General features: G+C 68.1%; 9 protein-coding genes. 4 read left to right on the forward strand and 5 right to left on the reverse strand.

Annotated features, from left to right (window positions below):
- Positions 1–342: 342 nt before the first annotated feature.
- Positions 343–2,817, forward strand: a complete 2,475-nt coding sequence (locus tag ACYQOP_RS01290; protein ID WP_461220801.1) for a PBP1A family penicillin-binding protein — start codon at positions 343–345, stop codon at positions 2,815–2,817.
- Positions 2,818–2,854: 37 nt separating this feature from the next.
- On the opposite strand, the gene ACYQOP_RS01295 is transcribed toward ACYQOP_RS01290, so the two are convergent.
- Positions 2,855–4,324 carry an AMP nucleosidase gene (locus ACYQOP_RS01295; RefSeq protein WP_461225147.1) on the reverse strand — a complete coding sequence of 490 codons (1,470 nt, stop codon included), beginning with the start codon at positions 4,322–4,324 and terminating at the stop codon, positions 2,855–2,857.
- Positions 4,325–4,562: 238 nt separating this feature from the next.
- On the opposite strand from ACYQOP_RS01295, the gene tsaA reads away from it, so the two are divergent.
- Positions 4,563–5,084 (forward strand): tRNA (N6-threonylcarbamoyladenosine(37)-N6)-methyltransferase TrmO, encoded by a 522-nt coding sequence (tsaA, locus tag ACYQOP_RS01300; RefSeq protein ID WP_207411552.1) that lies wholly within the window; start codon positions 4,563–4,565, stop codon positions 5,082–5,084.
- Positions 5,081–5,776: an SGNH/GDSL hydrolase family protein gene (locus tag ACYQOP_RS01305; protein ID WP_461220803.1), complete on the forward strand. Its 696-nt coding sequence runs from the start codon at positions 5,081–5,083 to the stop codon at positions 5,774–5,776. Before tsaA ends, ACYQOP_RS01305 begins: the two co-directional genes overlap by 4 nt.
- Here the strand turns inward: ACYQOP_RS01305 and ACYQOP_RS01310 are convergent, their stop codons facing one another.
- The 3 genes from ACYQOP_RS01310 to ACYQOP_RS01320 are packed head-to-tail and all read right to left on the reverse strand — an operon-like array spanning position 5,777 to position 11,129.
- Positions 5,777–8,875, reverse strand: coding sequence for an efflux RND transporter permease subunit (locus ACYQOP_RS01310; RefSeq protein WP_311275031.1), 3,099 nt, complete (start codon positions 8,873–8,875; stop codon positions 5,777–5,779).
- Between the two features lie 38 nt (positions 8,876–8,913).
- The gene (locus tag ACYQOP_RS01315; protein WP_461220805.1) at positions 8,914–9,999 is read right to left on the reverse strand and encodes an efflux RND transporter periplasmic adaptor subunit; all 1,086 of its coding nucleotides are present in this window, start codon (positions 9,997–9,999) and stop codon (positions 8,914–8,916) included.
- Entirely contained in the window at positions 9,996–11,129 is a 1,134-nt protein-coding gene (locus ACYQOP_RS01320) for an efflux RND transporter periplasmic adaptor subunit (RefSeq protein WP_461220806.1), read from the reverse strand. Before ACYQOP_RS01320 ends, ACYQOP_RS01315 begins: the two co-directional genes overlap by 4 nt.
- Positions 11,130–11,217: 88 nt before the next feature.
- On the opposite strand from ACYQOP_RS01320, the gene ACYQOP_RS01325 reads away from it, so the two are divergent.
- Positions 11,218–11,811 (forward strand): TetR/AcrR family transcriptional regulator, encoded by a 594-nt coding sequence (locus ACYQOP_RS01325; RefSeq protein ID WP_461220808.1) that lies wholly within the window; start codon positions 11,218–11,220, stop codon positions 11,809–11,811.
- A 6-nt stretch (positions 11,812–11,817) separates the two neighbouring features.
- Here the strand turns inward: ACYQOP_RS01325 and ACYQOP_RS01330 are convergent, their stop codons facing one another.
- A complete protein-coding gene (locus ACYQOP_RS01330) occupies positions 11,818–12,717 on the reverse strand; it encodes a histone deacetylase family protein (RefSeq protein WP_461220810.1) in 900 nt (299 codons plus the stop codon).
- Positions 12,718–12,719: the final 2 nt, after the last annotated feature.

A 12,719-nucleotide genomic window follows, 5' to 3' on the forward strand; every position in this document is an offset into this window, starting at 1 on the left:
TATGACATTCATGAACACACCTCCGTCATTCCGGGGCCGCGCAGCGGAGCCCGGAATCCAGAGCCGCTACACGTGCTCAACATGGCAGCGTCGGCGGTTCTGGATTGCACGCCTCTGGCGCGGCCCTCCGGGTCCGGGCTCGCCTGTGGCGACCCGGAATGACGGCGAGGGACAAACCTCAGAAAGCTCTGGTGAGCACGTCTCTGCATTTTGCCCGAGTTCGGAGCCCTGGCGACGCCGCTTCCGGCATGGCGTCCAAGGTTCTTTCCGGTCTAGAACCGCCAAGCCAGCGCCGACGGTAAGCCGACGGGACCTGTGCTCCTGGATGACCACCGGCGGCCGATGACAGATCAAGAACCGGAACGGCCGAAGACCGGCGAAACGCCGGATGCCCGAACCGCCGCCCGCGAAGCCGGACAAGCGGCCCGTGTCCTGTTCAGGCATCTCGGCTTCCTTCTCGTCACGGCCTTACGCGGCCTCGCACGCGGCCTGCTTTCGACGGGGCGCGCTGCGGGCCGAACGCTCGGCACCCTCGGTGCGAAGCTCACCGCAGGCGCCGCCTCCGCGCGAACGAGCGGCACGGACACTCCGCCTGCGGCAGGGAGCGCTCCGGCGGCGCAGACGCCACAATCGGGCTGGCGCGGCCGTCTGCGGCAACGGCCCTACCTCGCCGCCGGCCTCGCGGCCCTCGCCCTCCCCGTCGTCTTCGTCGCTTGCCTCGTCCTCTACAGTTTCGCGACCCTGCCCCCGCTCGGCGGGGTGGTGCCGGAAGGCGGCCAGCGCGCCCTTACGGTGGAGGCGGATGACGGAAGGGTCTTCGCCACGCGCGGCGCCTTTCAGGGCCAGAAGCTGACCGCGGCCGACATGCCGGCCCATCTCGCCCAGGCCGTGGTCGCCATTGAGGACCGGCGCTTCTACTCGCATTGGGGAGTCGATCCGCGCGGGCTGGTGCGGGCGCTCTGGCGCAACACCGTGAGCGGCGGGGTGCGCGAGGGCGCGTCCACCATCACGCAGCAATATGTCCGGCTCACCTCCCTGACCCAGGAGAAGACGCTGCGCCGGAAGATCCAGGAAGCGTTCCTGGCCCTACGCGTCGAGAGCACGATGTCGAAGGAGGACATCCTCCTCGGCTATCTCAACACCGCCTATTTCGGGGCCGGCGCCTATGGCATCGACGCCGCTTCGCGGCGCTATTTCGGCAAGGGCGCGAAGGCGTTGACGCTCCCCGAGGCGGCGATGCTGGCGGGCCTCGTCCGAGCGCCGTCGCAACTGGCGCCGACGCGCAATTTCGGCGGCGCCAAGGAGCGCGCCGACATCGTGCTGCAGACCATGGTCGAGACCGGCGCGATCACCGCCGCCGAGGCCGACAAGGCGCGCGCCGAGACGATCACCCTGCGGACCCCGCCCGAGACTCCGCCGGGCACCAATTACTTCCTCGACATGGTGTCGGCGGACGCCAAGCGTCTGTCGGACACGGCCGGCGACGTTACGCTGCGCACCACCCTGAACCTCGATCTGCAGAGCCTGGCGGAGGGCGTCGTCGCCCGCCGGCTCGATGCGGAAGGGGCGAAGAAGAAGGCGAGCCAGGGCGCCATGGTCGTCCTGAACAAGGAGGGTGCGATCCTCGCCATGGTGGGCGGGCGCGACTACGAGGACAGCCAGTTCAACCGGGCGATCCAGGCCAAGCGTCAGGCCGGCTCGCTGTTCAAGCTGTTCGTCTACCTCACCGCCTATGAGAAGGGCCTCTCGCCGGAGACGGTGCTGGTGGACCGGCCGATCCAAATCGGCGATTGGGAGCCGCAGAATGCGAGCGGCCGTTTCCGGGGGGCGGTCCCTCTCCGCACGGCCTTCGCGCAATCGATCAACACCATCGCCGCGCAGCTGGCCGACGAGATCGGCATGGCCTCGGTGATCGAGACCGCGCGCAAGCTCGGCGTCACGTCCGATCTTCCCAACGTTCCGAGCCTCGCCCTCGGCTCGGCCGAAGTCTCCCTACTGGAGATGACACGGGCCTATGCCGGTGTGCTGGCGAGCGCCCAGCCCCTCGACACCTACGGCGTCCATGCCATTCGCGGACCTGGCCCGGACCCGCTCTACCTGCGCCCCGATTCCAAACCGACGACGCCCCTGCCGGGCGAGAGCCGCGCGATGATGCTGGATTCGCTCCAGGCCGTGGTGGATAGCGGAACCGGACGGGCCGCGCGGATCACCAACCTCGCGGTGGGCGGCAAGACCGGGACGACGCAGGATTACCGCGATGCCTGGTTCGTCGGGGTGACGCCGGACCTCGTCGTCGGCGTCTGGGTCGGCAACGACGACAACACCTCGATGAACAAGGTCGGCGGCGGCGACCTGCCGGCGGCGATCTTCAAGGATTTCACCCAGCGCGCCACCGTCCAGATGGCTTCGCGGCGCAAGCGCCCCTCCACCGCCCGCGCCGAGCCGGCCCCCGCCGCCAAGGAAACCACCGCCGCCGGGGCGTTGCGCGGCGTGCCGGAGGTGATCGATACCGGAACCCTGTCGTTCCGCGGCCGGACGGTGCGCCTCCTCGGCGTCGATGGCGAACGCGGTGCCCTGGCACGCCAGCTCGCCCGCTATCTGCGCCGGCGCGAAGTCGTCTGCGAGCCGGCGGCCAACGGCGCGGTCGACGAGGCCCAGCCTGCGGGCCTGCGCTGCCAGATCGACGGCGACGACCTCGCATCGTTGATCCTCACGGCCGGCGGCGCGCGCGCCTCAGAGGATGCCCCATCGGACCTTCTGGCCGCCGAAGAGCAGGCTCGCTCCGAGCGCGCCGGCCTGTGGCGGCGCGAGCGCTGATACCTGCGATCCGCCGGCTTTTCCCGTCTGGGACCGGTCAGCGGAACGGCGGCTCGTCGAAGCTCCTCAGCTTGCGCGAATGCAGGCCGTTGCGGTCGGCGCGGAGGATATCGAGGGCGGACAGGCCGATGAGCAGGTGCTCGGCCACAGCTCTTTCGTAGAAGGCGTTGGCCGCGCCCGGCAGCTTGATCTCGCCATGGAGCGGCTTGTCGGAGACGCAGAGGAGCGTGCCGTAGGGAACCCGCAGCCGGTAGCCCTGCGCCGCGATCGTACCGCTCTCCATGTCGACGCCGATGGCGCGGGACAGGTTGATCCGCCGCCGCTCCTGGCTGAAGCGGAGCTCCCAATTGCGGTCGTCATAGGTCACCACCGTACCCGTGCGCAGGCGGCGCTTCAGGTCGTCGCTGGTCTCGCCGGTGACGTTGGCGGCGGCGGCCTGGAGCGCCAGCTGGACTTCGGCCAAAGCCGGCACCGGCACGTCCGGCGGAACCAGCTCGTCCAGGATGCGGTCGCGGCGCAGGTAGCCATGGGCGAGGACGTAGTCGCCGATGGTCTGCGACTGCCGCAACCCGCCGCAATGACCGACCATCAGCCAGCAATGCGGACGCAGGACCGCGAGATGGTCGGTGATCGTCTTGGCGTTGGAGGGGCCGACGCCGATGTTGACCAACGTCGTGCCCTGCATCGACCCGTCGGGGCCGCGCGCCACGAGGTGGTAGGCCGGCATCTGGAACTTGTGCCAGGGCGAGGCGGCAATGAGGGCCGCCGGATCGATGCTCGCCGCCTCCGCCCGCGAGACGGTGATGCCGCCCGGCAGGATCATGCGCTCGTAGCCATCCTTTCCGCTGGCGAGCTGCTCCAAACCGTGCCGGATGAAGCCGTCGACGTAGCGATGGTAGTTCGTCAGCAGAATCCAGGGCTGGACGTCGCGCCAGTCGCAGCCGGTGTAATGGACGAGACGGCGCAGGGAGTAATCGACCCGGATCGCGTCGAACAGCGCCAGGGGCTTCGGCTCCTCCGCCGGGGCGACCCAGAGGCCGTCGGCGATCTCGTCACCCACCACCGAGAGCAGCGGGACGGGGAAGTAGGTCGCCAGATCGCGCGGGGTGATCCCGCTGCCCGAAAGGTTGGCGCCGGGCTCCAGCACGTAGGGATAGGGAATCTCCTGGGCGCTCAGGCCGACTTCCAATGTAGCGCCGTAATCCCGCACCAGGGGCGTCAGCTGCTCCAGCAGATACGGGCGGAAATGCGCCGGCTGCGTCACCGTGGTGGCGTAGGTGCCGGGAGACTGGAACTTCGCCGTCGCGCGGGAAAAACGCGGGATCGGCCCGGACGGGTGATAGGTGATCCGTAGTTCGGGATAGCGGAACTGAAGCCGCTCGGCATGGTCCGGCGCGGCGCCCCCGTCGAGGTAGCGGGTCAGGGCGGTCTGGAGCGACTGGATCGCACCCGCGTACAAGGCGGCGAGGCGGTCGACGGCGGTCTCGGCATCGCCCACGGATTCCATCGGGCGCCATTCGCTGGTGGTCACGCTCTCTCCTCGAAAGGCTTCGGCCCGTAGGTGGTTGGGCAGATTGAATTGCCGACGGAAACCTATACCCCGCCGGCCGTGGATGGAACGATGCGGCCCGCATGGCGGCTCGTTGTCGACCGGCTTGCGCACGGGGGCGAGTTGTCCGACATGCTCGCTTCGAACGGCTCGCGCGGTCCCGCCGGGTAACGCCTCTCCAAAACCGATGCGCAAGATGAGCGACCCAATCGACCGGCGGCCCGGCGAAGAGACCGTCACGCTGCCCGCCTCCCACGATGCCGGGCTCTACTTCATCGGCCGTGTCCGGACCCCATGGGCGACCCGCGCCGAATGCCCGAAGAACGGGCTTCAGACCGACGCCATCTGCACCCTGGAGGTGGATGCCGCATTCGCTCCCGGTTTGCAGAACGTGGAGGGGGCGAGCCACCTCATCGTGCTCTACTGGATGGACCGGGCGGCCCGGGACATCGTGCGCCAGATGCCGCGCCATGCGGAGGGCAGCCGGGGCACGTTCTCCCTGCGCTCCCCGGCGCGGCCCAACCCCATCGCGCTGTCCGTGGTGGAACTCCTCGGCATCGAGGGGACGACCCTGAGAGTCAGAGGGCTCGACTGCCTCGACGGCACGCCGCTCCTCGACATCAAGCCCTATTACGCCAGCACCGATTCGCGGCCGGAGGCGACCATCGACCGAGCCGGCACGGCAAAAATCGTGGACGGGTCGGGGGCGGCCCGGTGAGGGCTCTGCGCCTGGGTCTTGCCGGGTTGGCGATCCTCGGCGTCGGCTTCGCCATCGGATGGATCGAGAAGCCCCTGCGCCTGAACACCCGGCTCTACGCCACGGACCGGCTGCCTTCGATCCAGGCCCATCTCGACGATGCACCGGACGGCTACATCCTCCTCGCCGGTGATTCGCAGGCCGAGTTGCAGAACCCGGCGCAGCGGGTCTGCGGCGCGGAGATCGTCAATGCCGGTGTGAGCGGAGCCTCGGCCTCCGTCTATGCCGATCTCGTTGCCAACCTGTCCGTGAAGACCCGCCCCCGCGCGGTGGTGGCCTTCATCGGAACCAACGATCTTCTGCGGAAGAAGAAGCCGCTGTCCGACAGAACGGCCCAGATCTTCGACGAATCGGTGGAGCGGATCGTGAAACGGCTGCAGGCCGAAAGCGACCGCGTCGTGGTCGCCGCCATTCCGCCCATCTCGCGTTCGGTGGCGAAGCGCCTCGAACCGGCGGCGGTAGCGGCCTATTCCGCCCGGATCAGGGTCCTGTGCGAACGCCTGTCCTGCGGTTATGCGGATCCTTTCGCGGAGCTCCGCGACGGCGATACCGGGTTCGCCCTGCCCGACACCCTGCGCGACGATCTGCACATCGCGGATTACCGCCGCGTGATGCGGGCCCTGGAGCCCGCTCTCTGCGCGGCGAGGCCCTGATCAGGCCCCAGCGTGATGGGGCGCCGCCGGCGCCGTCGATGCACCGCCTTCCGGCCTGTCTCCCTTGGGTGCCTTGATGCGGTACCAGCCGACATAGAGGGCGGGCAGGAAGAACAGGGTCAGGAAGGTGGCGGCGATGATGCCGCCGATCATGGCATAGGCCATCGGCCCCCAGAACACTTCGCGGGCGATGGGGATGAGGGCGAGGCTCGCCGCCCCGGCCGTGAGCAGAATCGGCCGCATCCGGTGGCAGGTCGCCTCCACCACCGCATCCCACGGGGCGTAGCCCTCGCGGTCGTACTCGTCGATCTGCATCACCAGGATCACCGAGTTGCGGATGATGATGCCGATGAGGGCGAGCACGCCGAGGATGGCGACGAAGCCCAATGGCTTGCCGAAGGGCAGCAGGATCGCCACCACGCCGATGAGGCCGAGCGGCGCCACGCTCGCCACCAGGAACAACTTCTGGAAGCTCTGAAGCTGGATCATCAGGAACATCGCCATGGCGAGCAGCATCACAGGCGCCACCGCCGCGATGGGTCCGCTGCCCTTGGCGCTCTCCTCCACCGCACCGCCGACCGCGAGGGTGTAGCCGTCCGGCAGGGTCTTCTCGAACGCCTTGATGGCCGGATCGAGGGCGTTGACGATGGTCGGGGCCTGGGTGTCGTTCACGATAGCCGCCCGCACCGTGATGGTGGGCAGGCGGTCGCGGCGCCAGACGATGGGCTGTTCGAGTTCGTAGCTCACCGTGGCGAAGGCGAGCAGCGGCACGACGCTGCCGTTCGATAGCGGCACCTGCAGGCTCTGGAGCGTCTCGACGGAGTTGCGCTCCACCGCCTGGGCGCGGCCGATGACGTCCACGAGGTAGATCGAATCGCGGACCTGCGTGATCGCGCGGCCGCCGACGATGCCGTTGAGCAGGCCGGCGATATCCTCCGAAGTGACCCCGAGCTGGCGCGCCTTGTCCTGGATGATCTCGACCTTGAGCACCTTGCCGGGCTCGTTCCAGTCGAGGTTGGGCAGGCCGACATTCGGGTTCGAGGCGACGATGTTGCTGAGCTGGAGCGCGAGGCCCCGCACCTTCTGCAGATCGGGTCCGCTCAGCCGGTACTGGATCGGGCGGCCCACCGGGGGGCCGAGATCGAGGGAGTGGACGAACACGTCGGTACCGACGAATTCCTTGGCCGCCAGCGCCTCGAATTTCTGGATCATCTTGTCGCGCGCCTCGAGCGACGAGGTCACTACGATGATCTGGCCGAAGAACGCGTTGCCGAGCTGCTGGTCGAGGGGAAGATAGAAGCGCACCGCGCCCTGCCCGACATAGGAACTCCAGCGCAGGATGTCGGGATCGCCCTTCATCGTGGCCTCGAACCGGTCCATCTGAGCCTTGGTCTCGGCGATGCTGGCATTCTGCGGCAGCGTCATGTCCACGAGGATCTCGGGACGGTCGGAGGCCGGGAAGAATTGCTGCTGCACGAACTGGATGCCGTAGAGCGACAGGCCGAGCAGGCCGACGCAGAAGGCCACGGTGATCCAGCGGAAGCGCATGGCCGGCAGCAGCATGGCGCGGAAGGTACGGAGCAGGAAGCTCGGTTTGTCGTGGTGCTTCTTGATGGTCTTCGGCAGCAGCTTCACGCCGATGAGCGGCGCGAACAGCACCGCCACCACCCACGAGATCAGTAGAGACGCCGCGATGACCACGAACAGGCTGTAGGTGTACTCGCCCGCCGCCGAGCCGTTGAAGCCGATGGGCAGGAAGCCCGCCACCGTGACGAGAGTGCCGGTGAGCATCGGGAAGGCGGTGGAGGTGTAGGCGAAGGTCGCCGCCTTCTTCAGGGTGTCGCCCACCTCCAGCCGCGCGACCATCATCTCCACCGTGATCATGGCGTCGTCGACGAGGAGACCAAGCGAGATGATGAGGGCGCCGAGCGAGATGCGCTGCAGCGTGACGCCCATGACCTGCATCACCACGAAGACCACGGCGAGGACGAGGGGGATGGAGAACGAGACGACGAGCCCCGCGCGCCATCCGAGGCTGATGAAGCTGACGCCGAGGACGATGACGACGGCCTCGATCAGCGCCTTGGTGAAGCCGCCCACAGCCTCTTCGACGATCTTCGGCTGGTCGGAGACGAGGTGGATGCCGACGCCGTAAGGCAGCTCGCCTTCGAGCTTCTTCATCCGCGCCTTCAGGTCGTGGCCGAAGGTCAGCAGGTTGCCGGAGGGCTGCATGGCGATGGCGAGGCCGATCGCGGGCTGGCCGTTGAACCGGAACAGGGCGGTCGGCGGATCGGTGAAGCCGCGCGAGATCTCCGCAACGTCGGACAGGCGGAAGAAGCGGTCGTTCACCCGCAGGTTGATGGTCTTGAGACTGTCCTCGGAGACGAACTGACCGCCGACACGCACGGAGACGCGCTCAGGCCCGGCCTGGATCACGCCGGAGGGGGCAATGGCGTTCTGCGCCTGCAGCGTCGCGATGACGGCGGCCTGGTCGACGCCGAGGCCGGCGAGCTTACGGGTGGAGAAGTCGAGGTAGATCGCCTCGTCCTGCGCGCCGAGCAGCTGCATCTTGCCGGCATTGTTGACCTTCTTCAGGTCGGCGCGCACCCGCTCCACATAGTCGCGAAGCTGGCGCATGGAGACGCCGTCGGCGGTGAACGCATAGACGTTGCCGAAGACGTCGCCGAACTCGTCGTTGAAGAACGGCCCCTGGATCCCTTGCGGAAAGGTGCTGCCGATATCGCCGATACGCTTGCGGACCTGGTAGAAAATGCCCGGGATGGTCTTGGGCGGCGTCGTCTCACGCAGCTGCACGAAGACCGTGGTCTGGCCCGGCGTAGTGTAGCTGCGGCTGAAATCGACGGCATCGATCTGCTGCAATTCCTTCTCGATCCGTTCGGTGACCTGATCGAGCGTGTCGCTGATCGTGGCGCCGGGCCAGCGCGCCTGCACGATCATCGTCTTGATGGCGAAGGGCGGGTCTTCCTCGCGGCCGAGCTTCTCGTAGGCGAGGAAGCCCGCCAGCATCGAGATGAGCATCAGGAACCAGACGAAGGAGCGATGCTCGAGCGCCCATTCGGACAGGTTGAAGTTCTTCACGGGGCGGCTCTCGCGTGACGCTGTTCGGATCGGCGCGGCTATTGAGATGTGTCGGCGAGGCGGACGCGCTGGCCTTCACCGAGACTGCGGGCACCGGCGAGCACGACGCGCTCCCCGGGCTTCAGCCCCTCGGTGATGGAGACACGCTCGCCGTTCCTGTCCGCGACGGTGACGTCGCGGCGGGACACGGCATCCCCGGCCTCGTTGACGATCCAGACCGAACTTCGCCCGTCGGCCTCGAAGACGGCGGTCGCCGGCAACTGGAAACGCGGCGCCATGTGGCGCGACAGTCCGACCGTGATGGTGGAGCCGAGGCGGAACGCGTCCGGTGGCTTGAGCAGAGTCATCCTGATGCGGCGGGTGCGGGTCTTCTGATCGGCGAAGGGCGAGACCTCGCGGACTTTGCCCGTGGCCGTCACGTCGGGCGCGCTCTGGAGCGCCACGGTGAAGACCGCGTCCTTGGGCATGGCCCCCACGAGATCCTCGGGGATGTCGACCACCGCCTCGCGTTCTTCGGGACGCGCCAGGGTCGCCACCGCCTGTCCCGCGGAGAGCACCTGTCCCACCTCCGCGCTACGGACGGTGACGACGCCGTCGAAATCCGCATGCAGCTCGGTATAGCCCATCTGGTCGCGGGCTTTCTGAAGGTTCGCCTGGGCCTGGGCGAGACGGGCCTGGGCCGTGTCCCGGCTCGCCACGGCACTGTCGAGCCGGGCCTGGGTGACGTTGCCATTGGCGATGAGCCGCCTCTGCCGCGCCTCGGTGGCGATGGCGTTCTCCGCCTGCGCCGTGGCATCGGCGAGTTCCGCCTCCGCCCGCGTCAGGGCGAAGCGCGTGACGACGGGATCGAGGGCGGCGATGCGCTGGCCCTTCTTGACCACATCCCCCACGGTCACGTCGCGGGCGATGACTCGGCCCGCGATCTGGAATCCGATCTCGGACTGGTAGCGGGGGGCCACGAAGCCCGCGAACGGCCCGAATACGATCGTGTCGATGGGCTTGGCCACGGTGTAGAGGACGGGCCGCACCGGAGGCGGGCCGGCATTCTCATCCTCGCCATGGCAGGCACCGAGGGTGGACACGACCGCTGCGATCAGCGTCAGGCGTAAGCCGAAATGGATCATCGGCCGATCTCCTCGGCAACCGAGACGGTCTGGCCCGGGCGGAGGAATTGAATACCGGCGATGACCACCTCCTCGCCCGGCTCGACACCGCCGGACAGGGCGATGGTGTTGGGCGAGTAGCGGTCGATGGTCACGTTGCGCGGCGCGACCTTGCCGCTGGCCGGATCGCGGACCCACACGGCCGGTGCGTTCTCCCAGCGGTAGAGCGAGGACCAGGGCAGGACGATGGCCGTCTGCGGCCGGAACTTGCCGGTGCCGACGACGATGGCCCCGAGCGTCATGGCGGAAGGCGTATCCTTCAGCCCGACCTTGACTCGCACGGTGCCGGAGGCGGCATCGACACTCGGGGAAATCTCCCGCACCGTGCCGACGGTTCTCACCTTCGGGTCCGCCTGGAGGGTGACGTCGATCTGCTTGCTCTCGGGCGGGGTCGCGAGCACCGCCTCGAATACGTTGAACACCGCGTCGCGCGGCCCGTCCTCGGCCATGGTGAGAACGGTCTGGCCCGCCTGGACCACTTGCCCCACCTCGAAGCTCCGGCTGAGGACGATGCCGTCCACGCCCGATTTCAGATCGGTGTAGGAGAACTGTTCCTGGGCCGTGCCCAGTGCCGCCTTGGCGGACTCGACCGAGGCCTGGGTCGTGCGGAGTTGCTGCTCGGCATCGTCATAGCTCGGCCGTGTGGTGTATCCGCTGGAGAGCAGCATCTCCTGGCGCTTGAAATTGACCTTTGCCTGGGTCAGCAGCGCCTCGGCGGAGGTCAGCGCGGCCTGCGCGTTGTTGAGGTTGGCGCGCTGCTCCTGCGGATCGAGCTTGGCCAGGACCTGATCGGCAGTGACGTGATCGCCGACCTCCACCAGTCGCGTGGCGATCTTGCCGTTGTTGCGGAACGCCACGTTGACCTGCGACTGGGCCTGGATGTCGCCCGTGAAGACGAGATCGGCCGAGATGGCGCTGCGCTCGGCCTTCGCCGTCCGGACGATGGCGAGGCTCTGCTTGGCCGCGCCGGCAGCGGAGACGTCCTCCGCCTCCTTGGCAGAAGCCGGAAGCGAGGCCGAGACCGCAAGGCCGAGGAGGGTGACCGCCCCCGCGCCACGGATTCGTCGAATGGACTTGGTCAGACCAGACACCACGACCCCATTCCGGATAAGCTCTATCGAACCGCTTCTCTATCGGGTATCTTACCGACCGTCCAGACGGTTTCTAAAAGGCGATGACATGGCAAAGCCGCGCACACGGCGCGAGGACCGGGCGAGCATCATCCTCGATGCGGCCGAGAGCCTGATCCGTCGTGCGGGTACGCGCACCTTGACGATCGACGCGGTCGCGGCGGAGGCGGGCTTGAGCAAGGGCGGGGTCCTCCACCATTTCTCCTCGAAGGAAGCGCTCATCACGGCCATGGCCGAGCGCAAGCTCAGGCAAGTCAAGGAGGGCATTGCCCGGCTCGAAGCGGAGCAGGTTCCGGGTCCCTCGGCCCTCCCCCTCGCGCTGATCGCCCATGCGAGGCAGGTCTACGCTGAGGAAGAGGGCTTCCCGCGGGCCTTCCTGCTGGCCTCCGCAGAGAATCCAGAGGCATTCGCCGGCTTCAACGCGTTCCTCCGCGAACGGCTCGCCGGCCTCGAGAAGATCGAGACCTGTCCGGGGATCGGCGCAGCTTTGGTGTTCTCGACACTGGGGTTGTTGATCACCCGGACGCTGGGCTTCCATTCCATGGAGGGCGCGCAGCTCGAACGGCTCTTCGACGGCCTTGAAAAGGTGGCGCGCTGCGTGACCGAGGGCGAGATCCCGCCGGATGCGTGCGGGACGCCCTGAGCGGCTTCACGCGAGGGCGGCCATGGCCTGGAAGACGAGGGCGTGGCGGGCGGCCAGGGCGTCGATATCGGTGGCATAGCCGCCGCCGATCACAGCCACGAGGGGAATGCGACGCCGGCGTGCTTCTCCGATGACGTAGCGATCCCGTGCGGCGAGGCCCGCATCGGTGAGGGCCAATCGCCCGAGCCGGTCGTCCATGTGCGGATCGACCCCCGCATTGTAGAACACGATGTCCGGCGAGAGGCCGTCGAGCAGGCCCGGCAGATGCGCCGCCAGAACGGCCGCGTAGGCCGCGTCGTCGACGCCATCTACGAGGCCCAGATCGAGGTCGCCGGGGATCTTGCGCGTCGGGTAGTTCTTCTCCGCATGGACCGAGAACGTGAACAGGTCCGGTGAGCCGGCGAGGCAATCGGCGGTGCCGTCGCCCTGATGCACGTCGCAATCGACCACCAGCGCCCGGCGGATCGCGCCCTCGTCCTGAAGCGCCAGGGCGGCGACGGCGACATCGTTGAACACGCAGAAACCCGCGCCGGTCTCCCGCCGCGCATGGTGGCTTCCGCCGGCGGCGCTGCCGGCGAGGCCATGTTCCAGCGCGAGCCGCGCCGCCGCGAGGGTGCCGCCGGCCGAGGCACACGAGCGGGCCACGACGCTCTCATCCACCGGAAGGCCGATCTCGCGCTCGATTTCCCGCGAGACCGAACAGGACAGGACGGCATCGACGTAATCCGATCGATGCGCGCGCTTCAGCATGTCCGCGTCGGCCGGCTCCGGTCTGACGAAACCGGCGGGGGCGAGGCCGAGCGCCGCGAGCGTTTCGGCGAGACGGCCATATTTCCGCATCGGAAAGCGATGCCCCTCCGGCAGGACGGCCTGATAGGCAAGGTGAACGACGATGGGCGGGGTCATGC

It is taken from the genome of Methylobacterium sp. CM6247 (assembly GCF_054817925.1).